Raw genomic sequence first — 26,174 nt, forward strand, 5'->3', positions numbered from 1 at the left:
TTCTGTTACCAGGAGACGTCGGGATTTCCTTCCTCCGGTCTGCTTGCGGGTCAGACAGCGTCCTTTCTATAACTGCGCGTCATGCAAAACACTGCTTCCAGATGCGAAAACGACACGTTACAACGCTGGGTGGCTCGGGATTGCAGGGTGTTCCGGAGACCTGGCGGCAGTATAGGCTGTTCACAAAATCATTACAATTAACCTACATATAGTTTGTCGGGTTTTATCCCGAACAGTGATCTGCGTCACGATAACAACATTTATTTAATTTTTAATCATCTAATTTGACAATCATTCAACAAAGTTGTTACAAACATTACCAGGAAAAGCATATAATGCGTAAAAGTTATGAAGTCGGTATTTCACCTAAGATTAACTTATGTAACAGTGTGGAAGTATTGACCAATTCATTCGGGACAGTTATTAGTGGTAGACAAGTTTAATAATTCGGATTGCTAAGTACTTGATTCGCCATTTATTCGTCATCAATAGATCCTTTACCTGCAAGCGCCCAGAGCTCTGTACCCAGGTTTTCCCCTCTTTCACAGAGCGGCGAGCCAAATAACAAACGGGTAAAGCCAGGTTGATGTGCGAAGGCAAATTTAAGTTCCGGCAGTCTTACGCAATAAGGCGCTAAGGAGACCTTAAATGGCTGATACAAAAGCAAAACTCACCCTCAACGGGGACACAGCTGTTGAACTGGATGTGCTGAAAGGCACGCTGGGTCAAGATGTTATTGATATCCGTACTCTCGGTTCAAAAGGTGTGTTCACCTTTGACCCAGGCTTCACTTCAACCGCATCCTGCGAATCTAAAATTACTTTTATTGATGGTGATGAAGGTATTTTGCTGCACCGCGGTTTCCCGATCGATCAGCTGGCGACCGATTCTAACTACCTGGAAGTTTGTTACATCCTGCTGAATGGTGAAAAACCGACTCAGGAACAGTATGACGAATTTAAAACTACGGTGACCCGTCATACCATGATCCACGAGCAGATTACCCGTCTGTTCCATGCTTTCCGTCGCGACTCGCATCCAATGGCAGTCATGTGTGGTATTACCGGCGCGCTGGCAGCGTTCTATCACGACTCGCTGGATGTTAACAATCCTCGTCATCGTGAAATTGCCGCGTTCCGCCTGCTGTCAAAAATGCCGACCATGGCCGCGATGTGTTACAAGTATTCCATTGGTCAGCCATTTGTTTACCCGCGCAACGATCTCTCCTACGCCGGTAACTTCCTGAATATGATGTTCTCCACGCCGTGCGAACCGTATGAAGTTAATCCGATTCTGGAACGTGCTATGGACCGTATTCTGATCCTGCACGCTGACCATGAACAGAACGCCTCCACCTCCACCGTGCGTACCGCTGGCTCTTCGGGTGCGAACCCGTTTGCCTGTATCGCAGCAGGTATTGCTTCACTGTGGGGACCTGCGCACGGTGGTGCTAACGAAGCGGCGCTGAAAATGCTGGAAGAAATCAGCTCCGTTAAACACATTCCAGAATTTGTTCGTCGTGCGAAAGACAAAAATGATTCTTTCCGCCTGATGGGCTTCGGTCACCGCGTGTACAAAAATTACGACCCGCGCGCCACCGTAATGCGTGAAACCTGCCATGAAGTTCTGAAAGAGCTGGGTACCAAAGATGACCTGCTGGAAGTGGCTATGGAGCTGGAAAACATCGCGCTGAACGACCCGTACTTTATCGAGAAAAAACTGTACCCGAACGTCGATTTCTACTCTGGTATCATCCTGAAAGCGATGGGTATTCCGTCTTCTATGTTCACCGTGATCTTCGCTATGGCACGTACGGTTGGCTGGATCGCCCACTGGAGCGAAATGCACAGTGACGGTATGAAGATTGCCCGTCCGCGTCAGCTGTATACAGGATATGAAAAACGCGACTTTAAAAGCGATATCAAGCGTTAATGGTTGATTGCTAAGCCGTTCACTTTCCGGACCCGCCTTTAATAGAGCGGGTTCTTTTTATATGGCTGAACATAAAAAATTGTAAAAATTAAACCAGATGCAAATACCCATTAATAATGGTGAAAAAATATTTCACCGGAAACACTGGTGATTGATTTGGGTAAATTTAACTTACTGGATATTCGCCGCCACACAATGTCGAAAACATTCAGTATCAAGACAACAAAATCGCAAAATGACCAGTGTACCGACGGATTTAAGGTCAGCTCCTCGTTTTATACCGAAAAAACGTTGGTTGAAGAAGATAAAGCATTGTTGATTGGTAATGGTCTGAAGCTACGTATACTGGATGAAAACGCCTCGCCTTATACATTCAATAAATATGCTGAATACGCCGATTTCACCAGTGATATGCTGATCTACGAAAAAACCTATACGGCTGAATTATCGTCCACACCTGGCACTCCCATCGCGGCGGGTCCCTTCGATACAGTGGTACTTTTTAAGATTAACTATAACTGATTTAACACGACGCCCTTTTCAGCCGGAAAGGGCAACGTATTCAGATTATTGCTGATTTTCCCCTTTTCCTTGATTACCGTTATTTTTTCCAGACCCAGCTTTCTTTATGCTGTATCGATACACCAAAGATAAAATAATGAGGAAGCGAAGAATGCCTGTATTGCAGTGGGGAATGTTATGTGTTCTGTCACTTCTCCTTTCTATTGGCTTCCTCGCTTTACATCTCCCGGCGGCACTCCTGCTTGGCCCGATGATCGCCGGGATCATCTTCAGTATGCGCGGAGTCACTCTGCAACTTCCCCGCTCCGCTTTTCTCGCTGCCCAAGCCATTCTTGGCTGCATGATTGCACAAAACCTCACTGGTTCGATTCTCACCACGCTGGCCGTCAACTGGCCGATCGTGCTTGCGATTTTACTGGTGACGCTGCTTTCCAGCGCCATCGTGGGTTGGTTATTGGTGCGCTATAGCTCACTGCCTGGAAATACCGGGGCCTGGGGTTCTTCTCCTGGCGGCGCGGCGGCAATGGTCGCAATGGCGCAAGATTACGGCGCAGATATTCGCCTGGTGGCGTTTATGCAATATCTGCGAGTGCTGTTCGTCGCGGGGGCCGCTGTTCTGGTTACCCGCATGATGCTGGGCGATAACGCTGAAGCGGTTAACCAGCAGATCGTCTGGTTCCCGCCAGTGAGCATTAATCTCCTGCTTACGATTTTGCTCGCGGTCGTTGCCGGTACGGCGGGATGCTTGCTACGTCTTCCTTCCGGCACGATGCTCATCCCGATGCTGGCGGGCGCAGTGCTCCAGTCTGGTCAGCTCATCACGATTGAACTCCCGGAATGGCTGCTGGCGATGGCATATATGGCAATTGGCTGGCGGATTGGTCTTGGTTTCGATAAGCAAATATTACTGCGGGCATTGCGCCCACTGCCACAAATCCTGCTGTCGATTTTTGCTCTGCTGGCTATTTGTGCGGGTATGGCGTGGGGGCTGACCCGGTTTATGCATATTGATTTTATGACCGCCTACCTCGCCACCAGCCCCGGCGGGCTTGATACCGTGGCGGTCATCGCCGCAGGGAGCAATGCCGATATGGCGCTCATCATGGCGATGCAAACCCTGCGCCTGTTCAGTATTTTGCTGACGGGGCCTGCCATCGCACGGTTTATTTCAACCTATGCGCCGAAGCGTTCGGCCTAGTGCTGGCAGCCTGGGCACCAGTAAAACGGGCGCGATGACAGCGTGGTTTTCTCAATGATGCCGCCACAGCGTTCGCAAGGTTCGCCATCACGATGAAAAACCTTAAAGCGAAACAGCGCCCCATGATATTTGTTTTCATCCACCTGGCCCCGCGTAGCGTAAGAAAGTCGCGGAGTATCCAGTAACGCGTGTGCGAGTGCATCCAGTTGCGCCGCATTGAGATCTTTCGCTTTATGATTTCCGGTCAACCCAACCTGCCAGAGGATCTCCACCCGCAAATAATTGCCAAGTCCTGCCAGAAACGCCTGATCGAGCAGTAATCCAGCAAACTGGCGGTTACGAAAGCGCGGCGACAATAATCGTTCCTTTACCACCTCCGGCGTCAGATTCGGATCCAGCACATCGGGACCAACGCGTTGTAAAAACGGATGCGTGGTCAGTTGTTCCGGGGTCAACATCTCAATATCCGAGGCGCTATAAAGCAGAATGGTTTTGTCAGCCGTTTGCAGTTTTACCCGCAGTACTCGCGTGGTCTGCGGCTCTTCGCCTGTATCAACCACGCGCCAGACACCGTAAAGCTGATTATGGCTGTAGAGCGTTAAGTCGTTGGAAAAATGAGTTAACAACGCCTTACCACGCGTTTCCACATGGGTAACGTGTTGACCGATAAGTCGTGATTGATAAGATTTTAACTGCGGGAAGGCAAACCAGACATCAGTTAGTGGTTTGCCTTTGATCGCCGCCTCCAGGTTATCCGCTGCACGGCGGATCTCCGGGCCTTCAGGCATGGTGATATCCTTTTTTCATTCTTTATTAAGCGGGGTTATGCTGCGACAACAATCCCCTTTTCAGCAAATGTAGCTCGTAATCGGCGGGCGAACGCCAGTGCGTGCTCGCCATCGCCATGTAGGCAGACCGTTTGCGCCGTGACCATTGCCCATTCGCCGGTGATACTTTTGACTCTGCCGTATTGCACCATCTCCAACGTTTGCGCCAGCGCCTGTTCTTCGTTTTCAATCAACGCGCCTGGCTGGCTTCGCGGCACCAGCGAACCGTCTGCCTGATAACCGCGATCGGCAAACACTTCCTCGCGCGTTACCAGGCCATATCGTTCGCCTGCACGAATCAGCTCGCTTCCTGCCAGCCCGACGAGAATCAATGCCGGATCGCAAGCGTATACCGCTCTGGCGATGGCGTCTGCCAGTTGTGCCTCTTTCGCCGCCTGGTTGTATAACATGCCGTGCGGTTTGACATGACACATTACGCCGCCTTGCGCACGGGTAATCGCTGCCAGCGCGCCAATTTGATACAGCGTCTGGGCGAAAACGGTTTCTGGCGGCAGCTGCATGGCGCTGCGACCAAAATTTTCCCTGTCGGGAAAACTCGGGTGCGCGCCAATCGCAACACCGTTTTTTATTGCTTCACGCACGCAAGCCTGCATGGTTTGCGCATCGCCTGCATGAAATCCACAGGCAATATTGGCAGAGGAAACCAGCGTTAATAGTTCTGCGTCGCTGGCGCAGCCTTCGCCCAGATCGGCGTTCAGGTCAATTTTCATTGTGCAGCCGCCACGCTAATTGTTCGAAATAACGTTGTTGATCTTGCCGTGCTTTCAGTGCCTCTTCCAGTGAACACTGGACAAAATGAATCGGCTGACCGAGCGGAATTTGCGCCAGATGGTACATATCAGCCTCAATGATACAGGCAATACGCGGGTAACCACCGGTGGTTTGCGCATCGTTCATCAACACAATGGGCTGCCCGTTATGCGGCACCTGCACCACACCTGGTAACAAACCGTGAGATAACAGTTCGCGATCGGTGGTGCGTTTTAAAATTTGCCCCTGTAAGCGATAGCCCATGCGGTTACTTTGCGAGCTAAGCTGCCAGGGCGAACGCCAGAATGCATCCTGCGAGGCGCGATCGAACTCATGATATTCCGGCCCCGGCAAGGCGCGAATGCGGTTGCCCCACAGCAGCTGTTTAACGCCCTGCGCTTCCATAAAATCACGCTTCGCTTTGCCAATCGGGAGTCGGTCACCATCCCTCAGTAAACGGCCTTCCAACCCGCCAATCCCCACTTTGAGATCGGTGCTGCATGATCCCATTACCGGCGGAACATCAATACCACCCGCGACCGCCAGATAACTGCGCATCCCGTGCTGCGGGCGTTTAAGCGTTAAACGCTGGCCTGCTCTCATTGGCAATCGCCAGCCGGTCCAGACGGCGTTATCATCCAGCCGCGCTTCGCAACCGGCACCCGTCAGGGCAAACCACCCATCAGTTTCGAACTCAACCGTTAACTGACCGAGCGTGATCTCCAGCGCGGGGGCGTTGGCGTCATTACCCACCAGCAGGTTAGCAATGCGCAGCGCAGGCATATCCAGTGCGCCGCAGTGGCTGATACCCGACTGGCGAAAACCGTGACGACCGCCATCCTGCACAGTGGTATACATGCCCGCACGAATAATCTTCAGCATACTCCCTCCTTCTGGGGTACAAAGCGCACGCTGTCTCCCGGACGTAATAAGATGGGTTCGTCACGCTCCGGATCAAACAGGCTGAGTGAGGTATGACCAATCAACTGCCAGCCACCCGGCGTTGCCAGCGGATAAACACCGGTCTGCGGCCCGCCGATCCCGACAGAACCTGCTGGAACGTGCAAGCGCGGTTCAGCGCGCCGTGGCGTGTGTAGTTGTTCCGGCAAACTCCCGAGATACGGGAAGCCCGGTTGAAAACCTAAAAACCAGACCACGTATTCCACGGAGGAGTGTAATTCAACAACCTGTTTTTCGCTCAATCCACAATGCGCCGCGACCACCGCCAAATCCGGTCCGGCTGCGCCACCGTAAACCACCGGAATTTCAATAAAGCGAGACTCCGGCTCCAGCGCCTCACTCTCCTCCCACCAGCGTTGCAAACGCTCTATGGCATCCAGCGCCAGCGACTCAGGATTACGCAAAATCACTGTGATATTGTTCATGCCAGGAATGGCTTCAACCACATTCGGCATATCCACCAGACGCTGTGCCAGTCGCCAGATCCGTTTCTGGCTAGCCAGCGTCACCGGCGGTTCCAGTTCCAGTACTACCGCCGTTTCACCTATCAGATAACAACGCGCTCGTTGCACTTTCGATCCCTCTGATTATTCGTTATGCAGGATTAGGAATATCAATAAAGGTCACATCAAGATCGGTATTTTCATTCAGCCACTCGCTCAATGCGCGAATACCACCACGTTCAGTGGCATGGTGACCTGCAGCATAAAAATGCAATCCCTGCTCGCGGGCTGAATGAATGGTCTGTTCAGAAACTTCGCCAGTAATAAAAGCATCCACGCCAAAACGCGCGGCGCTATCGATAAAACTTTGCCCGCCGCCCGTGCACCAGGCGACGCGCTGGACCACCTCAGGTCCGGTATCGCCACACCATAACGGCTTACGTCCCAGACGCGCTTCAATCCAGGAGGCCAGTTCCAGTCCCGGCACAGGCATGGTCAGTTCGCCCCACGGCACCAACGGCTCAATTTCGCCCATGACCGTGATCCCCAGTAACGCCGCCAGCTGTGCGTTATTGCCCAGCTCAGGATGTGCGTCAAGCGGCAAATGCCAGCCATACAGGTTGATATCATTCGCCAGCAATGTTTTTAAGCGGTTACGCTTCATTCCGCGAATGACCGGAGATTCGCCTTTCCAGAAGTAGCCATGATGCACAATGACCGCATCCGCGCCCAGACGCACTGCCTCATCGAGCAAAGCCTGGCTGGCAGTGACACCGGTAACAATTTTTTGCACCGTCTCTTTGCCTTCCACCTGCAAACCATTCGGCGCGTAATCACTAATCGCCGCGCTGTTCAGTTTTTCGTTAATCAGTTGTTCCAGTTCGGTGTTTTTCATCTTCGCGCCTTCCGTATTCTGATAGCTACACCGTTAACATAGCGTTACCTCGCCTGTTCGTCGATAGCCAATCTTTTGACATATTAAGAAACAAACACGACGCCAAAAGACGCAAATTGTTTATATCATCACGCTTCAGCTAATGTATATTTATGCAATCAGACAGCATATTGCATAAATAATCAGATCTGTATCAAAGTTTTAACTTTAAGGAAACACAAGCACGCCGCGCAACTATTACGTGACGTTGCAGTCAATTGTGGAATTATTATGAATAAACACGCATCACAACCGCGCGCTATTTACTATGTCGTTGCGCTGCAAATCTGGGAATATTTTAGCTTTTACGGCATGCGTGCCCTGCTGATCCTCTATCTCACCAATCAACTAAAATATAGCGATAATCACGCCTACGAGTTATTTAGCGCCTACTGTTCGCTGGTATATGTCACGCCAATCCTCGGTGGCTTTTTGGCGGATAAAGTTCTCGGCAATCGCATGGCGGTGATGCTGGGGGCGTTGTTGATGGCGATCGGTCATGTGGTGCTGGGTGCCAGTGAGATCCATCCGTCATTCCTCTATCTGTCCCTGGCGATTATCGTCTGCGGCTATGGTCTGTTTAAATCCAACGTCAGTTGCCTGCTCGGCGAGCTGTATGAGCCAACCGATCCACGTCGTGATGGCGGTTTCTCGCTGATGTATGCGGCGGGTAACGTGGGGTCTATTATCGCACCTATCGCCTGTGGTTTCGCCCAGGAAGAGTACAGTTGGGCGATGGGCTTTGGCCTGGCGGCGGTGGGTATGATCGCGGGTCTGGTCATTTTCTTATGTGGCAATCGTCATTTCACACACACCCGCGGCGTTAACAAAAAGGTACTGCGTGCGACAAACTTTCTCCTGCCCAACTGGGGATGGCTACTGGTTCTGCTGGTGGCAACGCCTGCGCTGATTACCGTGTTGTTCTGGAAAGAGTGGTCGGTATACGCCTTGATTGTCGCGACGATCATTGGCCTTGGGGTTCTGGCAAAAATTTATCGCAAAGCAGAAAACCAAAAACAGCGTAAGGAGCTGGGGCTGATTGTTACCCTCACCTTCTTCAGCATGTTGTTCTGGGCATTCGCACAACAGGGGGGTAGCTCGATTAGCCTTTATATCGACCGCTTCGTTAACCGCGATATGTTTGGTTATACCGTTCCGACTGCTATGTTCCAGTCGATTAATGCCTTCGCAGTTATGCTGTGCGGTGTGTTCCTGGCGTGGGTGGTTAAAGAAAGCGTCGCAGGTAATCGTACCGTGCGCATCTGGGGAAAATTTGCTCTTGGCCTTGGCCTGATGAGCGCCGGATTCTGCATTCTGACCTTAAGCGCCCGCTGGTCCGCAATGTATGGTCACTCTTCTCTGCCACTGATGGTGTTAGGCCTGGCGGTGATGGGCTTTGCGGAACTGTTTATCGATCCGGTTGCTATGTCGCAGATTACGCGCATTGAAATCCCCGGCGTGACCGGCGTATTAACCGGCATTTATATGCTGCTTTCCGGCGCGATTGCGAACTATCTGGCGGGCGTGATTGCCGATCAGACATCGCAGGCTTCGTTTGATGCTTCCGGGGCGATCAACTACTCCATCAATGCATATATTGAAGTATTTGATCAAATTACCTGGGGCGCACTGGCGTGTGTAGGACTGGTACTGATGATTTGGCTGTATCAGGCGCTTAAGTTCAGAAACCGCGCGCTGGCGCTGGAGTCTTAATAAGCCAGCACCATGCCTGATAAAACGCTCGCTGCGTTTTATCAGGCTCCTTTCCTCGCTTCTTCGTACGCTGCCAGCGTTCGCAGCCTTGCCTCTTTGTGATCGACTATCGGTTGCGGATAATCCAACGTCACACCTGTTTTCTCTGCCCACTTCCACGGCTCATGCACCGCTTTCCCCGGTACATCGCGCAGCTCCGGTAGCCACTGGCGGATAAATTCGCCTTCGCGGTCAAATTTCTCGCCCTGAGTTGTCGGGTTGAAAATACGAAAATACGGCGCTGCATCAGTACCCGTAGAAGCAGCCCACTGCCAGCCACCGTTATTAGCTGCCAAATCACCATCAATCAACTGCGACATGAAATATCGCTCGCCTTCGCGCCAGTCGATCAACAAATCTTTCACCAGAAAACTGGCTGTAATCATCCGTAGCCGGTTATGCATCCAGCCAGTGCTGTTAAGCTGACGCATGGCAGCATCGACAATCGGGTATCCCGTTTTGCCCTCCTGCCAGGCCTTTAAATGGGCGGGATTGCTTTGCCACTGTACACGATCCGTCCAGGCAATAAACGGACGATGTTTACACAGCGAAGGATAATACGTCATCAAATGGCGGTAGAACTCGCGCCATATCAGCTCATTAAGCCAGACGCTCCCCGGTCCGCCTTCCAGCACCTGCGGTTGTTCCGCCAACAGGCGATGTAAACATTGGCGAGGCGATAACCCGCCCGTTGCCAGGCTGGCGGACAAACGACTGGTGCCTTCCACTGCCGGAAAATCTCGTTGTTGCTCATACTCTCCGGCACCGTTCTGGCAAAACTGGCGTAATTGCGCAATCGCCGCTTTTTCTTCCACCGGGAAATGCGCAGTATCGAAAGACTGACGAGGATAATTCAGCGTAATGGATGGCGCGGGCTCTATCGATCCGCTACTACGAAATTTTGGTGCAGCGACGCACTCCGGCATCCCTTCCCGCAGCCGTTTCAACCATGCGTTTTTAAAAGGCGTAAAGACTTTGTACATCTCATGATTGCCAGTCATCACCGCCCCCGGCGGCAGGATCACGCTGTCATCAAATCCTTCACACACCACGTTACGCAGCGTCCTCTCAGCCTGCACATCCCGCGCCCGCTCATTCACCTCATACTGATAGTTATAAAACAGATGGGTAATGCGATTTTCCGCGCACACCTGTTTAACTGTTTCGACACTGGCAGCAAAGTCATCCACTTCGCGGAACAATAAAGGAATGCCTTTTTCCGCCAGCGCGTTTTGCAGCGCATTAAGTTGTGTATTGATAAGTTCAGCCTGACGCGGCGACACATTATGCGCCGCCCACTGGCGTGGTGTAGCGATATACAACGCCAGCACGCGCGCAGACGAATTGCGGCAGGCGGCAGCCAGCGCGAGATTATCGTGCTGACGTAAATCCTGGCGAAACCAGACCAGATGGGTAGTCATAAAACTCCTGCATGGCGCAAGTTAATCACACGCGGCCAAAGTTCGAAATAACGCTGCCCTGAAAGCCAGGCGTCAGGATAAAGCGCCATATAGTGTTTGATACGCATCAGCGGCGCAAGAAGCGGTTGCTCGCCACGGCGATAACTGTCGATAAGCGCCGCCAGCTGCTGGCGTTCTGTGGAATCAATATGTGGGCGAAAATATCCCTGAACGTGCATCAAAACGTTAGTATGATCACGCCGGTTGGCAGGGTGAGAAAGCAAAACAATTACGCGTTGGCGGTACTGGTTGTAATAGTCATCCAGACTTTGCCACCGGTGAATATCAGCCACAAACGGGCCAAGTTTGCGGTACTCCGGCTGAGAATGTGCCAGAAAGACGAGTTTATAGCGGCTGTGATAATCGAGAAGCGCCCCGCGCGTTAGTCCTCGATCTTTGAGATTGTGTAACTCATGCAAAGCAAAAATGCGGATAAGGGTGCTGTCATCAAAAAGTTGTTGATTCATTACTGCTCCTGAACGGTTTACAGGAGTAAGTGTAGACGCCGAAAAAAGAAAACCGCCAGCGTTTCCACCGGCGGTTTTCTTTAAACGTCATGTTTGGCAATCAGTAAAAATCACCAGTTGCCTTTTCGGCCTGATCCATCCACACCGGTTTATCGCTGGTTTTCGACCAGACGCGGTGCAGGTAGCTGTAAAAGCGGGCGCGGTCTTTCCAGAAAAGCATGAAAGGCAGCGCCAGAACGCCCGCTGCAACCGCACAAGTACGGCGTAAAAAGATAAGCCATGCAGGATATTCTTTGTAGAGTTCCATACTTTTCTCCCCCTTTTGTATCTACCCGGTGAATAGCACCGGAAAAATGAATTCGTTTATCTGATGAAAATAGTACCGCTGTTTGTGTAATTTTACTACTCATCCGACCACTTATTTTTGCTTATTGATGGTTTATTTACATTCACCGTGTAATTAAGTTACATAAAAGTTAAATTAATACTAAACATTAGTTAAATCATGGCTTTTGCCATTTTTATACTTTTTTTACACCACGCCCGCAGATTTTTGCGAAATCTTTGCAGCCAGAACTCTACCCTTCCGGTATCACTTTTAGGCCACTGGAGGTGCACTGTGAGTGCAGGCGTGATAACCGGCGTGTTGCTGGTGTTTTTATTACTGGGTTATCTGGTTTATGCCCTGATCAATGCGGAGGCGTTCTGATGGCTGCGCAAGGGTTCTTACTGATTGCCACGTTTTTACTGGTATTTATGGTGCTGGCGCGTCCCTTAGGTAGCGGGCTGGCGCGGCTGATTAATGATATACCTCTTCCTGGTACGACGGGCGTTGAACGCGTACTCTTTAGCGCGCTTGGCGTCTCTGACCGCGAGATGAACTGGAAGCAGTATCTCTCAGCCATTCTTGGCCTGAATATACTGGGGCTGGCGGTGCTGTTTTTTATGTTGCTCGGTCAGCACTATCTGCCGCTTAATCCACAGCAGTTGCCGGGGCTGTCGTGGGATCTGGCGCTCAATACCGCCGTCAGCTTTGTCACGAATACCAACTGGCAATCTTATAGCGGTGAAACCACGTTGAGCTATTTCAGCCAGATGGCGGGCTTAACGGTGCAAAACTTTCTTTCTGCCGCCAGCGGGATTGCGGTGATTTTTGCGCTTATTCGCGCGTTTACCCGCCAGAGCATGAACACGCTGGGTAATGCGTGGGTAGACCTGTTGCGGATTACGTTATGGGTGTTAACCCCCGTAGCATTGCTGATCGCACTGTTTTTTATTCAACAAGGTGCGCTGCAAAACTTTTTGCCTTATCAGGCTGTGACGACCATTGAAGGAGCGCAACAGCTGTTACCAATGGGGCCAGTAGCTTCTCAGGAAGCGATCAAAATGCTCGGAACTAACGGCGGTGGCTTTTTTAATGCCAACTCGTCGCATCCGTTTGAAAACCCAACCGCACTGACCAACTTCGTGCAAATGCTGGCGATTTTCTTGATCCCAACAGCGCTGTGCTTTGCCTTTGGTGAAGTGGCGGGCGATCGTCGCCAGGGGCGCATGTTGCTGTGGGCGATGTCGGTGATTTTTGTCATCTGCGTAGGCGTAGTGATGTGGGCAGAAGTTCAGGGTAATCCTCATCTGCTGGCGCTCGGCGCGGACAGCAGCATCAATATGGAAGGTAAAGAGAGCCGTTTCGGCGTGCTGGTCAGTAGCCTGTTTGCGGTCGTGACTACGGCGGCTTCCTGCGGCGCGGTGATTGCGATGCATGATTCGTTTACCGCTCTTGGTGGCATGGTGCCGATGTGGTTGATGCAAATTGGTGAAGTGGTATTCGGCGGCGTCGGTTCCGGCCTTTACGGCATGATGCTGTTTGTCCTGCTGGCGGTGTTTATTGCCGGGCTGATGATTGGTCGTACACCGGAATATCTGGGTAAAAAAATCGACGTACGCGAGATGAAACTGACTGCACTGGCGATTCTGGTCACCCCGACGCTGGTGCTGATGGGCGCGGCGCTGGCAATGATGACCGACGCCGGACGTAGCGCCATGCTCAACCCTGGCCCGCATGGTTTTAGCGAAGTGCTGTATGCCGTGTCATCCGCCGCTAACAACAACGGCAGCGCCTTTGCCGGATTAAGCGCCAACTCTCCATTCTGGAACTGTTTACTGGCGTTGTGCATGTTTGTCGGGCGCTTCGGGGTGATTATCCCGGTGATGGCAATTGCCGGTTCGCTGGTGAGTAAAAAGAGCCAACCCGCCAGCTCCGGCACATTGCCAACGCACGGCCCGCTGTTTGTTGGCCTGTTAATCGGCACCGTGTTGCTGGTTGGCGCACTGACCTTTATCCCTGCCCTGGCGCTTGGTCCGGTGGCGGAATATCTCTCCTGATGATATTGAGTGAGCACTGAATATGAGTCGTAAACAACTGGCGCTATTCGAACCAACACTTGTCGTTCAGGCGCTGAAAGAAGCGGTGAAAAAATTAAACCCGCAGGCGCAATGGCGCAATCCGGTGATGTTTATCGTCTGGATCGGCAGTCTGCTGACCACCTGTATTAGCATCGCGATGGCAAGCGATGTGATGCCTGGCAATGCGCTGTTTAGCGCGGCAATTAGCGGCTGGCTGTGGGTCACCGTACTGTTCGCTAATTTCGCCGAGGCGTTGGCAGAAGGCCGCAGTAAAGCGCAGGCCAACAGTCTGAAAGGGGTGAAAAAAACCGCTTTTGCTCGCAAGCTGCGCGAACCGAAATATGGCGCTGCGGCGGACAAAGTTCCTGCTGATCAACTGCGTAAAGGTGACATCGTGCTGGTAGAAGCTAGCGATATTATCCCCTGCGATGGTGAAGTCATTGAAGGCGGCGCATCGGTCGATGAAAGCGCCATCACCGGGGAATCGGCTCCGGTGATCCGTGAATCCGGCGGTGATTTTGCCTCCGTCACTGGCGGCACGCGTATTCTTTCTGACTGGCTGGTGATTGAGTGCAGCGTTAACCCCGGCGAGACATTTCTGGATCGGATGATCGCGATGGTGGAAGGTGCGCAGCGACGTAAAACGCCGAACGAGATTGCCCTGACCATTCTCCTGATTGCCCTGACTATCGTCTTTTTACTGGCAACCGCCACGCTGTGGCCGTTTTCCGCGTGGGGCGGTAATGCCGTCAGCGTAACGGTACTGGTGGCACTGCTGGTCTGTCTGATCCCAACCACTATTGGCGGCCTGTTGTCAGCGATTGGCGTCGCCGGAATGAGTCGGATGCTGGGCGCGAATGTGATTGCCACCAGCGGACGTGCAGTTGAAGCGGCAGGTGACGTTGACGTTCTGCTACTGGATAAAACCGGCACCATCACACTCGGTAACCGTCAGGCGTCAGAGTTTATCCCCGCACAAGGCGTGGAGGAAAAAGCGCTGGCCGACGCCGCACAACTGGCTTCGCTGGCTGATGAAACGCCGGAAGGCCGCAGTATTGTGATCCTCGCCAAGCAGCGTTTTAACCTGCGCGAGCGCGATGTGCAGTCGCTCCATGCCACCTTTGTACCGTTTACTGCGCAAAGCCGGATGAGCGGGATCAACATCGACAACCGCATGATCCGTAAAGGTTCTGTCGATGCCATTCGCCGCCATGTTGAGGCTAACGGCGGTCACTTCCCTGCCGATGTTGATCAAAAAGTCGATCAGGTTGCGCGTCAGGGAGCCACGCCGCTGGTGGTGGTGGAAGGTTCTCGTGTGCTGGGCGTTATTGCGCTGAAAGATATCGTCAAAGGCGGTATTAAAGAGCGCTTCGCCCAGCTGCGTAAAATGGGCATTAAAACGGTGATGATTACCGGCGATAACCGCCTGACTGCCGCCGCGATAGCTGCGGAAGCGGGTGTCGATGATTTTCTCGCCGAAGCAACACCGGAGGCCAAGCTGGCACTGATTCGTCAGTATCAGGCGGAAGGCCGTTTAGTGGCGATGACCGGCGATGGCACCAACGATGCTCCGGCGCTGGCACAGGCCGATGTTGCGGTGGCGATGAACTCCGGCACCCAGGCGGCGAAAGAAGCGGGCAATATGGTGGATCTCGACTCCAACCCGACCAAGTTGATCGAGGTAGTGCACATTGGCAAACAGATGCTGATGACCCGTGGCTCGTTGACCACCTTCAGCATTGCCAACGATGTGGCGAAATACTTCGCCATTATTCCAGCGGCGTTCGCGGCAACGTATCCGCAGTTAAATGCGCTGAACATCATGCGCCTGCATTCGCCCGACTCCGCCATTCTCAGTGCGGTCATTTTCAACGCCTTGATTATCGTCTTTTTGATTCCCCTGGCGTTAAAAGGCGTGAGTTATAAACCGCTTACCGCTTCTGCCATGTTGCGCCGTAACTTATGGATTTACGGTCTGGGTGGGCTGCTGGTGCCGTTTATTGGTATCAAAGTCATTGATTTACTGCTAACCGTTTGCGGTCTGGTGTGAGGTTTACCATGCGTGGATTACGTCCGGCATTATCGACATTTCTCTTTCTGTTATTGATTACTGGCGGCGTTTACCCGCTGCTGACCACCGCACTGGGGCAATGGTGGTTTCCCTGGCAGGCCAACGGTTCATTGATTCGTGAAGGTGATACGGTGCGCGGTTCGGCATTAATCGGGCAAAATTTTACCGGCAACGGCTATTTTCATGGTCGCCCGTCGGCAACAGCAGAAATGCCCTATAATCCACAGGCTTCTGGCGGGAGCAATCTGGCAGTCAGTAACCCGGAGCTGGATAAACAGATAGCCGCACGCGTTGCCGCATTACGGGCTGCTAACCCGGATGCCAGCACGAACGTTCCGGTTGAACTGGTGACGGCGTCAGCAAGCGGGCTGGACAATAACATCACCCCGCAAGCGGCGGCCTGGCAGATCCCACGCGTGGCGAAAGCGCGTAATCTCAGCGTTGAACAGCTCACGCAACTGATCGCAAAATACAGCCAACAACCGCTGGTGAAATATATCGGCCAGCCGGTCGTCAACATTGTCGAACTCAATCTGGCACTGGATAGGCTTGATGAATAACGAACCCTTACGTCCCGACCCCGATCGTCTGCTGGAACAAGCTGCCGCGCCGCATCGGGGGAAGCTGAAAGTATTCTTCGGTGCCTGCGCAGGCGTCGGGAAGACCTGGGCGATGCTGGCGGAAGCCCAGCGACTGCGGGCGCAAGGGCTGGATATTGTGGTTGGCGTGGTAGAAACCCACGGTCGGAAAGATACCGCCGCCATGCTGAAAGGTCTGGCTGTTCTGCCGTTAAAACGCCAGGCGTACCGTGGGCGGCACATCAGCGAGTTTGATCTCGATGCCGCCCTCGCCCGCCGTCCGGCACTGATCTTAATGGACGAACTGGCGCACAGTAATGCGCCAGGTTCTCGTCATCCTAAACGCTGGCAGGACATTGAGGAGCTGCTGGAAGCAGGCATTGATGTTTTCACTACCGTCAACGTTCAGCATCTGGAAAGCCTGAACGATGTGGTCAGCGGCGTCACCGGAATTCAGGTGCGGGAAACCGTGCCCGATCCTTTTTTCGATGCCGCCGACGACGTGGTGCTGGTGGACTTGCCCCCGGACGATCTGCGCCAGCGACTGAAAGAAGGCAAAGTCTATATTGCCGGGCAGGCGGAGCGCGCCATTGAACATTTTTTCCGCAAAGGTAATCTGATCGCCCTGCGCGAACTGGCACTACGCCGTACTGCCGATCGCGTAGATGAGCAAATGCGCGCCTGGCGGGGGCATCCTGGCGAAGAGAAAGTCTGGCACACACGCGACGCGATCCTATTATGCATCGGGCATAACACCGGCAGTGAGAAACTGGTCCGCGCGGCGGCGCGGTTGGCCTCGCGCCTGGGCAGTGTCTGGCACGCGGTGTATGTTGAAACCCCTGCCCTGCATCGCTTACCGGAGAAAAAACGTCGGGCAATTCTCAGCGCCTTACGTCTGGCGCAGGAGCTGGGCGCGGAGACGGCAACACTTTCTGATCCAGCGGAAGAGAAAGCGGTAGTGCGTTATGCCCGTGAACATAATCTCGGCAAGATTATTCTCGGTCGCCCGGCTTCGCGCCGCTGGTGGCGTCGGGAAACATTTGCTGACCGGCTGGCACGCATCGCCCCCGATCTCGATCAGGTGCTGGTCGCGCTTGATGAACCACCCGCCCGCACGATTAACAACGCGCCGGATAGCCGCTCTTTTAAAGACAAGTGGCGGGTACAGATTCAGGGATGCGTGGTTGCCGCCGCGTTATGCGCCGTTATCACCTTAATTGCCATGCAGTGGCTGATAGCGTTTGATGCCGCCAACCTGGTGATGCTGTATCTGCCTGGCGTCGTGGTGGTGGCACTATTTTACGGACGCTGGCCTTCGGTGGTTGCCACCGTCATTAATGTGGTGAGTTTCGATCTCTTTTTTATCGCCCCACGCGGCACGCTCGCCGTCTCTGATGTGCAATATCTGCTGACCTTCGCGGTGATGTTAACCGTCGGGCTGGTGATCGGGAACCTTACTGCTGGCGTGCGTTATCAGGCGCGGGTAGCCCGTTACCGCGAACAACGCACACGGCACTTATATGAAATGTCCAAAGCTCTGGCTGTGGGCCGTAGTTCGCAGGATATCGCCGCCACCAGCGAACAGTTTATTGCCTCCACGTTTCATGCCCGTAGCCAGGTGTTGCTGCCTGATGACAACGGTAAATTGCAGCCTTTAACACATCCGCAAGGAATGACGCCGTGGGACGATGCCATCGCGCAGTGGAGTTTTGATAAAGGCCTGCCTGCGGGCGCAGGCACCGACACGTTACCCGGTGTACCGTACCAGATTTTGCCGCTAAAAAGCGGCGAGAAAACCTACGGGCTGGTGGTGGTGGAACCGGGGAATCTGCGCCAGTTGATGATCCCGGAACAGCAGCGCCTGCTGGAGACGTTTACGCTGTTAGTCGCCAATGCCCTTGAGCGACTGACACTGACCGCCAGCGAAGAACAGGCGCGGATGGCAAGCGAACGTGAACAGATCCGCAACGCCCTGCTGGCGGCGCTTTCGCATGATTTACGCACGCCGCTTACGGTGCTGTTCGGTCAGGCAGAAATCTTAACGCTCGATCTGGCAAGCGAAGGATCGCCCCACGCCCGCCAGGCCAGCGAGATTCGTCAGCATGTGCTGAACACCACCCGACTGGTGAATAATCTACTGGATATGGCGCGAATTCAGTCCGGCGGCTTTAATTTGAAGAAAGAGTGGTTAACGCTGGAAGAAGTGGTCGGCAGCGCGCTGCAAATGCTGGAACCGGGTTTATCGTCGCCCATCAATCTTTCTCTGCCAGAGCCGCTGACCTTAATCCACGTTGACGGGCCACTCTTTGAACGGGTGCTGATTAACCTGCTAGAGAACGCGGTGAAATATGCGGGGGCGCAGGCCGAAATTGGTATCAATGCCCACGTTGAGGGCGAAAATCTACAACTGGATGTCTGGGATAACGGCCCCGGTCTTCCACCAGGCCAGGAGCAGACGATATTTGATAAGTTTGCTCGCGGGAATAAAGAGTCGGCGGTACCGGGTGTAGGGCTTGGGTTGGCAATTTGTCGGGCGATAGTGGATGTACACGGCGGCACCATTACCGCATTCAACCGACCGGAAGGTGGTGCCTGTTTTCGTGTTACACTTCCCCAGCAAACAGCCCCTGAACTTGAAGAATTTCATGAGGATATGTGACAAACGTTCTGATTGTTGAAGATGAACAGGCTATTCGTCGCTTTCTGCGCACGGCGCTGGAGGGCGACGGTATGCGCGTCTTTGAGGCCGAAACGCTGCAACGCGGCTTGCTGGAAGCGGCAACCCGTAAGCCAGATTTGATTATTCTCGATCTCGGCCTGCCCGACGGTGATGGGATTGAGTTTATCCGCGACCTGCGCCAGTGGAGCGCGGTGCCGGTGATTGTGCTTTCCGCACGCAGCGAAGAGAGCGATAAAATCGCCGCGCTGGATGCCGGAGCGGATGATTATCTGAGTAAGCCGTTTGGCATTGGCGAATTGCAGGCCCGTCTGCGCGTCGCATTACGCCGCCACTCCGCCACCACCACGCCCGATCCGCTGGTGAAATTTTCCGATGTTACCGTCGATTTAGCAGCTCGTGTGATCCATCGGGGCGAGGAAGAGGTGCATCTCACCCCGATTGAGTTCCGCCTGCTGGCAGTGTTGCTTAATAATGCGGGAAAAGTGCTCACCCAGCGCCAGCTCCTCAACCAGGTGTGGGGGCCAAACGCGGTCGAACACAGTCATTATTTGCGTATTTATATGGGGCATCTGCGACAAAAACTGGAGCAGGATCCCGCCCGCCCCCGCCATTTTATTACTGAAACCGGTATTGGGTATCGGTTTATGCCATGAATTATTATTCAATAAATACGCTTAAATAATTATTAATTTATTATTAAACCTGCCCCGAAAATTATTATTTGGCAGGTTTAATTTCTTAATGAAAATACAACCCACAAAATTGCAACATTTAAACAACAAAACAGCATCTAATATGGCGCTATTCATCATTAATGATTTATTATTTGGGATATGATCGTTTTTTGTTGATCTTCTTCACAGATTATAGCCATTTCATGGATAGAATAACCCTACCTTCAACTGACACAGAAAAAGGTAAAGGTAAATGGAAAATAATAACCGCTTAATGCCTCATATAAGGCGGACAACCCATATCATGAAGTTTGCCCATCGTAATAGTTTTGACTTTCATTTCTTTAATGCCCGCTAGTCTTCTGACTAAAGGGCACCCCAGCGTACAGGTCTCCCTGACTTTAAGCATTACAGGTTAATACCTGTATCCCTCGGTGCTCATATACTGCTAACCCTTTTAACCTCTTAATAATTCGAGTCGCAGCATAGGCAACTTGAAGTATGACGAGTATAGCCAGTTACCGGGCTGGTCTGGGTTATTGCATCTGCAAAAAGCAAACTACTGATTTATTTATCAGCGGTGGGGTTTTGCTTTTTTCCGGCGTGATCAATTTCTCCTTTGAGAAATTGAGGACCTGCTATTACCTGAAATAAAGAGATGAACAAAATGTCAGAATTAAAAATTGCCGTTAGCCGTTCTTGCCCGGATTGTTTTTCCACTCATCGTGAATGCGTGAATATTGACAAAAGTAATTATATTGACGTTGCCGCCATTATTTTATCAGTCAATGATGTTGAACGTGGAAAACTCGATGAAATAGACGCTACTGGCTATGGCATTCCTGTTTTTATTGCAACGGAAAATGAAGAACGTGTACCAGCAGAATATCTGCCACGTATTTCTGGTGTCTTCGAGCATTGCGAATCACGGAAAGAGTTTTATGGACGTCAGTTAGAAACCGCTGCCAGCCATTATGAAACGCAACTGCGCCCGCCCTTCTTCCGCGCACTGGTCGATTATGTCAATCAGGGCAATAGCGCTTTTGACTGCCCGGGTCATCAGGGAGGTGAGTTTTTCCGTCGCCATCCGGCAGGCAATCAGTTCGTGGAATATTTTGGCGAAATGCTCTTCCGCTCCGACTTGTGTAATGCCGACGTTGCAATGGGCGATCTACTGATTCATGAAGGTGCGCCATGCATTGCACAGCAACATGCGGCTAAAGTGTTTAATGCTGATAAAACGTACTTTGTTTTAAACGGCACCTCCTCTTCCAACAAAGTGGTTTTAAACGCCCTGCTGACACCGGGTGATCTGGTGCTGTTTGACCGCAATAACCATAAGTCTAACCACCACGGGGCCTTGCTACAGGCTGGTGCAACACCGGTTTATCTGGAAACAGCACGTAACCCGTATGGTTTTATCGGTGGCATTGATGCGCACTGCTTCGAAGAAAGTTATCTGCGTGAACTGATTACAGAAGTTGCACCGCAACGGGCAAAAGAGGCGCGTCCGTTCCGCCTCGCTGTGATTCAGTTAGGCACCTACGACGGTGCTATTTATAACGCCCGCCAGGTGGTGGATAAAATCGGTCATCTGTGTGACTACATCCTGTTTGACTCAGCATGGGTCGGCTATGAACAGTTTATTCCGATGATGGCGGACTGTTCGCCACTGCTGCTGGAGCTTAATGAGAACGATCCGGGTATTCTGGTTACGCAATCTGTGCATAAACAACAGGCTGGTTTTTCTCAGACTTCACAAATTCATAAAAAAGACAGCCATATCAAAGGGCAACAGCGTTATGTACCGCACAAACGCATGAACAACGCATTTATGATGCACGCCTCCACCAGCCCGTTCTATCCGCTGTTTGCCGCACTGGATATCAACGCCAAAATGCATGAAGGTGTCAGCGGTCGTAATATGTGGATGGATTGTGTGGTTAACGGTATTAATGCCCGCAAATTGATCCTCGATAACTGCCAGCACATTCGCCCGTTCGTTCCTGAACTGGTGGATGGTAAACCCTGGCAGTCGTATGAAACAGCGCAAATTGCGGTTGATCTGCGCTTCTTTAAATTTGTACCCGGTGAGCACTGGCATTCTTTTGAAGGCTACGCAGAGAACCAATACTTTGTCGATCCGTGCAAACTGTTGCTGACAACTCCAGGTATTGATGCACGTAACGGCGAATATGAAGCGTTCGGTGTACCCGCAACGATTCTTGCTAACTTCCTGCGCGAAAATGGCGTAGTGCCGGAAAAATGCGATCTTAACTCCATCCTCTTCCTGCTGACTCCGGCAGAAGATATGGCCAAACTGCAGCAACTTGTTGCCCTGCTGGTACGCTTCGAAAAACTACTGGAAGCTGATGCGCCTCTGGCGGAAGTACTGCCTTCCATCTACAAACAGCATGAAGAGCGCTACGCCGGTTATACCCTGCGTCAGTTGTGCCAGGAAATGCATGATTTGTATGCCCGCCACAACGTGAAACAACTGCAAAAAGAGATGTTCCGTAAGGAACACTTCCCACGCGTCAGCATGAATCCGCAAGAAGCCAACTACGCCTACTTACGCGGTGAAGTGGAGCTGGTTCGTCTGCCGGATGCAGAAGGCCGTATCGCTGCCGAAGGTGCGCTTCCTTATCCTCCGGGTGTGCTGTGTGTTGTTCCTGGTGAAATCTGGGGTGGTGCTGTTCTGCGTTACTTCAGCGCTCTGGAAGAAGGCATCAACCTGCTGCCAGGTTTTGCACCGGAGCTGCAGGGTGTCTATATCGAAGAACATGATGGTCGTAAGCAAGTTTGGTGCTATGTCATCAAGCCTCGTGATGCGCAAAGCGCCCTGTTGAAAGGGGAAAAATTATGAGTCAGGCGAAATCGAACAAAATGGGTGTCGTTCAGTTAACCATACTGACGATGGTCAACATGATGGGCTCCGGTATCATCATGCTGCCGACAAAGCTTGCCGAAGTCGGGACAATCTCAATTATCTCCTGGCTGGTGACAGCCGTAGGCTCAATGGCACTGGCATGGGCATTCGCAAAATGCGGTATGTTCAGCCGTAAATCAGGAGGTATGGGCGGTTATGCCGAGTATGCTTTCGGTAAATCCGGTAACTTTATGGCGAACTATACCTACGGCGTCTCGCTGCTGATTGCTAACGTCGCGATTGCTATTTCGGCGGTTGGTTACGGCACCGAACTGCTCGGCGCGAGTTTGTCGCCAGTGCAGATTGGTCTTGCGACCATCGGGGTGCTGTGGATTTGTACCGTGGCTAACTTTGGTGGTGCGCGCATTACCGGGCAAATCAGTAGCATTACCGTGTGGGGGGTCATTATTCCGGTGGTAGGCCTGTGCATTATCGGCTGGTTCTGGTTTAGCCCGACGCTTTACGTTGATTCCTGGAATCCGCATCATGCACCGTTCTTCAGTGCGGTAGGTTCTTCCATCGCTATGACGCTGTGGGCTTTTCTTGGTCTGGAGTCTGCGTGTGCGAATACTGATGTAGTGGAAAACCCGGAACGTAATGTGCCAATCGCGGTACTCGGCGGTACGTTAGGTGCGGCGGTGATTTATATCGTCTCCACCAACGTGATTGCCGGGATTGTGCCAAATATGGAGCTGGCAAATTCAACGGCACCATTTGGTCTGGCCTTCGCGCAGATGTTCACGCCGGAAGTGGGTAAAGTCATTATGGCGCTGATGGTGATGTCCTGCTGCGGTTCGCTGCTTGGCTGGCAGTTCACCATTGCCCAGGTGTTTAAATCTTCTGCCGATGAAGGGTACTTCCCGAAAATTTTCTCCCGTGTGAGCAAAGTCGATGCACCAGTACAGGGAATGCTGACCATTGTCATCATCCAGAGCGGATTATCACTGATGACCATTAGCCCGTCGCTGAACAGTCAGTTCAACGTGCTGGTTAACCTGGCCGTGGTGACCAATATCATCCCGTATATTCTGTCAATGGCGGCATTAGTCATTATTCAGAAGGTCGCTAATGTGCCCCCCTCAAAAGCGAAAGTTGCAAACTTTGTTGCTTTTGTTGGCGCGATGTACAGCTTTTATGCGCTGTACTCATCCGGGGAAGAAGCCATGCTATACGGTTCCATCGTGACCTTCCTCGGTTGGACACTGTATGGTCTGGTCTCACCACGCTTTGAACTGAAAAATAAACACGGTTAATTAAGCAAAGCAAAAAAGGGCGATCTTCCGACCGCCCTTTTTCTTATTTGATATGTTTACGCGTTTTTCAGAACTTCGCTAACAATCTCAACCGCTTCTTTCTCAATCTGCTTGCGATGTTCTTCACCAAGGAAGCTTTCGCAGTAGATCTTATATGCGTCTTCCGTGCCTGACGGACGCGCGGCGAACCAGCCGTTGTCAGTCATCACTTTCAGACCGCCGATAGAAGCGCCATTACCCGGTGCCGCCGTCAGACGCGCGGTGATCGGGTCACCTGCCAGGGTGCTGGCGCTCACCATTTCCGGAGACAGCTTAGACAACGCCGCTTTTTGTGCGGAAGTCGCTGCTGCCTGCAAACGGTTATAGCTCGGCGCACCAAAGCGTTTTGCCAGTTCGTTATAGTGTTCCTGCGGGTTCTTACCGGTGACAGCGGTGATTTCCGCCGCCAGCAGACACATAATGATGCCGTCTTTATCGGTGGACCACGGCGTGCCGTCGAAACGCAGGAAGGAAGCGCCTGCACTCTCTTCGCCGCCAAAGCCGAAGCTGCCATCGAACAAACCATCAACAAACCATTTGAAACCTACCGGTACTTCTACCAGCTTACGGCCCAAATCATTGACCACACGGTCGATCATCGCAGATGAAACCAGCGTTTTACCGACAGCAACATCTTTGCCCCACTGCGGACGATGCTGGAACAGGTAGTTGATCGCCACCGCCAGGTAGTGGTTCGGATTCATCAAACCTGCCGGAGTGACGATACCGTGACGGTCATAATCCGGGTCGTTAGCAAACGCCAGATCGAACTTATCACGCAGTGCCAGCAGGCCCGCCATCGCACACTCGGAGGAGCAGTCCATACGGATCGCACCGTCTTTATCGAGGTGCATAAAGCGGAAGGTTTGATCGACCTGATCGTTAACGATGGTCAGGTTGAGGTTGTAATACTCGCCAATGCGCTTCCAGTATTCGATACCGGAACCACCCAGCGGATCAACGCCCAGCGTCAGGCCCGCTTTCTGAATCGCCGCCATATCAACGATATCGGCCAGCCCTTCCACAAACGGCTGCACCAGATCCTGCTCTTTCACATGACCGGATGCCATCGCTTCGTCGAGGGAGATACGCTTCACGCCTTTCAGGCCATCAGCCAGCAGTGCGTTGGCTCTGTCTTCCACCACTTTAGTGACGTTGGTATCAGCCGGGCCACCATTTGGCGGATTGTACTTGATACCACCATCTTCCGGCGGGTTATGGGACGGTGTAATCACGATACCGTCTGCCAGTGGGCCACCTTTTTTATTGTGAACCAGAATGGCATTGGAAATGGCAGGTGTCGGAGTGAAGCCATTGTTTTCCTGCACAATGACATCAACGCCGTTCGCTGCCAGCACTTCCAGTACGGAAATGAACGCAGGCTCGGACAGGGCGTGAGTATCTTTACCCACATAGCAAGGGCCAGTGATGCCGTTTTTCGCACGTTCTTCAGCAATTGCCTGAGCGATCGCCAGAATGTGCGGCTCGTTAAAGCTGTGGCGCGCTGCACTGCCACGGTGACCGGAAGTACCGAATTTCACCGCGTGCTCCGCATTCCCTGCTTCTGGTTTCAGTACATAATATTGCGCCGTCAGTTGGGCGACGTTAATCAAATCACTCTGTTGTGCAGGTTGGCCTGCACGATTGTGGATTGCCATTGCTTTGTCCTTTGTCTGCAACGTTTTAGATAGTTCCGCAAACCTTCTCAATCAATTCCGCCGGGAATTGCATCGACTGCATGATGTGTTCGATCATGCTGCATTTACGGCCGGTGTTGGTGTTGGTGATCACCCAATACGGCGTACCAGGCACATGTTTTGGCTTGGTCTGATTACCATTTTTCAGCAGCGTTTGTTCATCTGCCGCAAAGTAAACGCGTGTACGACCGTGCAACGATTCCGTTGCTTCGGCAAACGCCTGGGCGTCAAGAGAATATAGTGTAGACAACAGCAGCATAAAGCGATTGACCGCTCGCTTTTGCTCTGCGTATTCGTCCGAAAGCAGAAGTTCACGCATTGCGCGAACCTTGTCTTTAATCGTTTTGACCGGCTTCGCTTCGACGATAGCAGGTGACGCAACGCGAACCTCTTTCGTCACCGGAGCAGCAGGCTGTGATGCGGCGGTAAATTTCAACATACGCCGTAAAATGTCGGATGCGCTCTCGCCGATATGCTTAGTGTGGCTGGCAATATAGCTGTAGAGTTCATCATCAACTTCAATCGTTTTCATCTTAATCCAGTGCAGTGTCTTAGCTGAATACAAGTCGCCAGGAGTATATGAA

Annotated in this window: 24 protein-coding genes and 1 pseudogene; 15 read left to right on the forward strand and 10 right to left on the reverse strand. The window is 52.3% G+C overall.

What is annotated here, in order from left to right:
* Positions 1-335: 335 nt before the first annotated feature.
* The 4 genes and pseudogenes from EAS44_RS17285 (at position 336) to abrB (ending at position 3,652) form a co-directional block, all read left to right on the forward strand.
* A complete protein-coding gene (locus tag EAS44_RS17285; protein ID WP_001305582.1) occupies positions 336-443 on the forward strand; it encodes a hypothetical protein in 108 nt (35 codons plus the stop codon).
* Positions 444-648: 205 nt separating this feature from the next.
* Positions 649-1,932, forward strand: coding sequence for a citrate synthase (gene gltA, locus EAS44_RS17290; protein ID WP_000785834.1), 1,284 nt, complete (start codon positions 649-651; stop codon positions 1,930-1,932).
* 126 nt (positions 1,933-2,058) lie between these two features.
* Positions 2,059-2,454 (forward strand): annotated as a pseudogene (locus EAS44_RS17295) (type 1 fimbrial protein); the annotation flags it as partial.
* A 151-nt stretch (positions 2,455-2,605) separates the two neighbouring features.
* Positions 2,606-3,652 carry an AbrB family transcriptional regulator gene (gene abrB / locus EAS44_RS17300; RefSeq protein ID WP_001144719.1) on the forward strand — a complete coding sequence of 349 codons (1,047 nt, stop codon included), beginning with the start codon at positions 2,606-2,608 and terminating at the stop codon, positions 3,650-3,652.
* Here the strand turns inward: abrB and nei are convergent.
* Genes nei through ybgI form a run of 5 tightly spaced genes read right to left on the reverse strand, consistent with a single transcriptional unit; the run spans position 3,649 to position 7,548 of the window.
* A complete protein-coding gene (nei, locus tag EAS44_RS17305) occupies positions 3,649-4,440 on the reverse strand; it encodes an endonuclease VIII (RefSeq protein WP_001114008.1) in 792 nt (263 codons plus the stop codon). The genes abrB and nei overlap by 4 nt on opposite strands.
* 35 nt (positions 4,441-4,475) lie before the next feature.
* Positions 4,476-5,210 (reverse strand): 5-oxoprolinase subunit PxpA, encoded by a 735-nt coding sequence (gene pxpA / locus EAS44_RS17310; protein WP_000687123.1) that lies wholly within the window; start codon positions 5,208-5,210, stop codon positions 4,476-4,478.
* Positions 5,200-6,132: a 5-oxoprolinase subunit PxpC gene (gene pxpC, locus EAS44_RS17315; RefSeq protein WP_000912744.1), complete on the reverse strand. Its 933-nt coding sequence runs from the start codon at positions 6,130-6,132 to the stop codon at positions 5,200-5,202. Before pxpC ends, pxpA begins: the two co-directional genes overlap by 11 nt.
* Positions 6,126-6,782, reverse strand: a complete 657-nt coding sequence (gene pxpB / locus EAS44_RS17320; protein WP_001188330.1) for a 5-oxoprolinase subunit PxpB — start codon at positions 6,780-6,782, stop codon at positions 6,126-6,128. Before pxpB ends, pxpC begins: the two co-directional genes overlap by 7 nt.
* A gap of 22 nt (positions 6,783-6,804) precedes the next feature.
* The gene (ybgI, locus tag EAS44_RS17325; RefSeq protein ID WP_000798871.1) at positions 6,805-7,548 is read right to left on the reverse strand and encodes a radiation resistance protein YbgI; all 744 of its coding nucleotides are present in this window, start codon (positions 7,546-7,548) and stop codon (positions 6,805-6,807) included.
* A 270-nt stretch (positions 7,549-7,818) separates the two neighbouring features.
* Between ybgI and dtpD the strand changes: the two genes are divergently transcribed.
* Positions 7,819-9,300, forward strand: coding sequence for a dipeptide permease DtpD (gene dtpD / locus EAS44_RS17330; RefSeq protein WP_001032722.1), 1,482 nt, complete (start codon positions 7,819-7,821; stop codon positions 9,298-9,300).
* A gap of 41 nt (positions 9,301-9,341) precedes the next feature.
* Here dtpD and phrB read toward each other — a convergent pair whose 3' ends face one another.
* From phrB to ybfA, 3 genes are all read right to left on the reverse strand, one after another.
* A complete protein-coding gene (phrB, locus tag EAS44_RS17335; protein ID WP_000207170.1) occupies positions 9,342-10,760 on the reverse strand; it encodes a deoxyribodipyrimidine photo-lyase in 1,419 nt (472 codons plus the stop codon).
* Positions 10,757-11,266, reverse strand: coding sequence for a YbgA family protein (gene ybgA / locus EAS44_RS17340; protein ID WP_001075783.1), 510 nt, complete (start codon positions 11,264-11,266; stop codon positions 10,757-10,759). The genes phrB and ybgA overlap by 4 nt, the downstream gene beginning before the upstream one ends.
* A gap of 100 nt (positions 11,267-11,366) precedes the next feature.
* A complete protein-coding gene (ybfA, locus tag EAS44_RS17345) occupies positions 11,367-11,573 on the reverse strand; it encodes a YbfA family protein (RefSeq protein ID WP_000424788.1) in 207 nt (68 codons plus the stop codon).
* A 312-nt stretch (positions 11,574-11,885) separates the two neighbouring features.
* Between ybfA and kdpF the strand changes: the two genes are divergently transcribed.
* The 10 genes from kdpF (at position 11,886) to potE (ending at position 23,854) form a co-directional block, all read left to right on the forward strand.
* Positions 11,886-11,975: a K(+)-transporting ATPase subunit F gene (gene kdpF / locus EAS44_RS17350; RefSeq protein ID WP_001272653.1), complete on the forward strand. Its 90-nt coding sequence runs from the start codon at positions 11,886-11,888 to the stop codon at positions 11,973-11,975.
* Positions 11,975-13,648, forward strand: a complete 1,674-nt coding sequence (gene kdpA, locus EAS44_RS17355; RefSeq protein WP_000730081.1) for a potassium-transporting ATPase subunit KdpA — start codon at positions 11,975-11,977, stop codon at positions 13,646-13,648. The genes kdpF and kdpA overlap by 1 nt, the downstream gene beginning before the upstream one ends.
* A gap of 22 nt (positions 13,649-13,670) precedes the next feature.
* Positions 13,671-15,719 (forward strand): potassium-transporting ATPase subunit KdpB, encoded by a 2,049-nt coding sequence (gene kdpB / locus EAS44_RS17360; RefSeq protein WP_000087931.1) that lies wholly within the window; start codon positions 13,671-13,673, stop codon positions 15,717-15,719.
* Between the two features lie 8 nt (positions 15,720-15,727).
* Positions 15,728-16,300 (forward strand): K(+)-transporting ATPase subunit C, encoded by a 573-nt coding sequence (gene kdpC, locus EAS44_RS17365; RefSeq protein WP_001331974.1) that lies wholly within the window; start codon positions 15,728-15,730, stop codon positions 16,298-16,300.
* Positions 16,293-18,977 (forward strand): two-component system sensor histidine kinase KdpD, encoded by a 2,685-nt coding sequence (gene kdpD, locus EAS44_RS17370; RefSeq protein WP_001350605.1) that lies wholly within the window; start codon positions 16,293-16,295, stop codon positions 18,975-18,977. Before kdpC ends, kdpD begins: the two co-directional genes overlap by 8 nt.
* Positions 18,974-19,651 carry a two-component system response regulator KdpE gene (kdpE, locus tag EAS44_RS17375; protein WP_000186082.1) on the forward strand — a complete coding sequence of 226 codons (678 nt, stop codon included), beginning with the start codon at positions 18,974-18,976 and terminating at the stop codon, positions 19,649-19,651. The genes kdpD and kdpE overlap by 4 nt, the downstream gene beginning before the upstream one ends.
* Positions 19,652-19,812: 161 nt before the next feature.
* Complete coding sequence (locus EAS44_RS25780; protein ID WP_001295874.1) at positions 19,813-19,947, forward strand: hypothetical protein; 135 nt, start codon at positions 19,813-19,815, stop codon at positions 19,945-19,947.
* Positions 19,926-20,030: a leader peptide SpeFL gene (speFL, locus tag EAS44_RS17385; RefSeq protein WP_001312672.1), complete on the forward strand. Its 105-nt coding sequence runs from the start codon at positions 19,926-19,928 to the stop codon at positions 20,028-20,030. The genes EAS44_RS25780 and speFL overlap by 22 nt, the downstream gene beginning before the upstream one ends.
* A gap of 309 nt (positions 20,031-20,339) precedes the next feature.
* Positions 20,340-22,538 carry an ornithine decarboxylase SpeF gene (speF, locus tag EAS44_RS17390; protein WP_025893819.1) on the forward strand — a complete coding sequence of 733 codons (2,199 nt, stop codon included), beginning with the start codon at positions 20,340-20,342 and terminating at the stop codon, positions 22,536-22,538.
* The gene (gene potE, locus EAS44_RS17395; protein WP_000075837.1) at positions 22,535-23,854 is read left to right on the forward strand and encodes a putrescine-ornithine antiporter; all 1,320 of its coding nucleotides are present in this window, start codon (positions 22,535-22,537) and stop codon (positions 23,852-23,854) included. The genes speF and potE overlap by 4 nt, the downstream gene beginning before the upstream one ends.
* Before the next feature lie 56 nt (positions 23,855-23,910).
* On the opposite strand, the gene pgm is transcribed toward potE, so the two are convergent.
* A complete protein-coding gene (pgm, locus tag EAS44_RS17400; protein WP_001295873.1) occupies positions 23,911-25,551 on the reverse strand; it encodes a phosphoglucomutase (alpha-D-glucose-1,6-bisphosphate-dependent) in 1,641 nt (546 codons plus the stop codon).
* A 25-nt stretch (positions 25,552-25,576) separates the two neighbouring features.
* A complete protein-coding gene (seqA, locus tag EAS44_RS17405) occupies positions 25,577-26,122 on the reverse strand; it encodes a replication initiation negative regulator SeqA (RefSeq protein ID WP_001295872.1) in 546 nt (181 codons plus the stop codon).
* Positions 26,123-26,174: the final 52 nt, after the last annotated feature.

It is taken from the genome of Escherichia coli DSM 30083 = JCM 1649 = ATCC 11775, from assembly GCF_003697165.2.
GTDB classification, from domain to species: Bacteria; Pseudomonadota; Gammaproteobacteria; order Enterobacterales; family Enterobacteriaceae; genus Escherichia; species Escherichia coli.

Excerpts from the sequence above, each read along its gene's own strand:
- EAS44_RS17285 (WP_001305582.1), top strand. The coding sequence starts at position 336 with ATGCGTAAAAGTTATGAAGTCGGTATTTCACCTAAGATTAACTTATGT.
- gltA (WP_000785834.1), top strand. The coding sequence starts at position 649 with ATGGCTGATACAAAAGCAAAACTCACCCTCAACGGGGACACAGCTGTT.
- abrB (WP_001144719.1), top strand. The coding sequence starts at position 2,606 with ATGCCTGTATTGCAGTGGGGAATGTTATGTGTTCTGTCACTTCTCCTT.
- nei (WP_001114008.1), bottom strand. The coding sequence starts at position 4,440 with ATGCCTGAAGGCCCGGAGATCCGCCGTGCAGCGGATAACCTGGAGGCG.
- pxpA (WP_000687123.1), bottom strand. The coding sequence starts at position 5,210 with ATGAAAATTGACCTGAACGCCGATCTGGGCGAAGGCTGCGCCAGCGAC.
- pxpC (WP_000912744.1), bottom strand. The coding sequence starts at position 6,132 with ATGCTGAAGATTATTCGTGCGGGCATGTATACCACTGTGCAGGATGGC.
- ybgI (WP_000798871.1), bottom strand. The coding sequence starts at position 7,548 with ATGAAAAACACCGAACTGGAACAACTGATTAACGAAAAACTGAACAGC.
- dtpD (WP_001032722.1), top strand. The coding sequence starts at position 7,819 with ATGAATAAACACGCATCACAACCGCGCGCTATTTACTATGTCGTTGCG.
- phrB (WP_000207170.1), bottom strand. The coding sequence starts at position 10,760 with ATGACTACCCATCTGGTCTGGTTTCGCCAGGATTTACGTCAGCACGAT.
- ybgA (WP_001075783.1), bottom strand. The coding sequence starts at position 11,266 with ATGAATCAACAACTTTTTGATGACAGCACCCTTATCCGCATTTTTGCT.
- ybfA (WP_000424788.1), bottom strand. The coding sequence starts at position 11,573 with ATGGAACTCTACAAAGAATATCCTGCATGGCTTATCTTTTTACGCCGT.
- kdpA (WP_000730081.1), top strand. The coding sequence starts at position 11,975 with ATGGCTGCGCAAGGGTTCTTACTGATTGCCACGTTTTTACTGGTATTT.
- kdpB (WP_000087931.1), top strand. The coding sequence starts at position 13,671 with ATGAGTCGTAAACAACTGGCGCTATTCGAACCAACACTTGTCGTTCAG.
- kdpC (WP_001331974.1), top strand. The coding sequence starts at position 15,728 with ATGCGTGGATTACGTCCGGCATTATCGACATTTCTCTTTCTGTTATTG.
- kdpD (WP_001350605.1), top strand. The coding sequence starts at position 16,293 with ATGAATAACGAACCCTTACGTCCCGACCCCGATCGTCTGCTGGAACAA.
- EAS44_RS25780 (WP_001295874.1), top strand. The coding sequence starts at position 19,813 with ATGATTTATTATTTGGGATATGATCGTTTTTTGTTGATCTTCTTCACA.
- speFL (WP_001312672.1), top strand. The coding sequence starts at position 19,926 with ATGGAAAATAATAACCGCTTAATGCCTCATATAAGGCGGACAACCCAT.
- speF (WP_025893819.1), top strand. The coding sequence starts at position 20,340 with ATGTCAGAATTAAAAATTGCCGTTAGCCGTTCTTGCCCGGATTGTTTT.
- potE (WP_000075837.1), top strand. The coding sequence starts at position 22,535 with ATGAGTCAGGCGAAATCGAACAAAATGGGTGTCGTTCAGTTAACCATA.
- pgm (WP_001295873.1), bottom strand. The coding sequence starts at position 25,551 with ATGGCAATCCACAATCGTGCAGGCCAACCTGCACAACAGAGTGATTTG.
- seqA (WP_001295872.1), bottom strand. The coding sequence starts at position 26,122 with ATGAAAACGATTGAAGTTGATGATGAACTCTACAGCTATATTGCCAGC.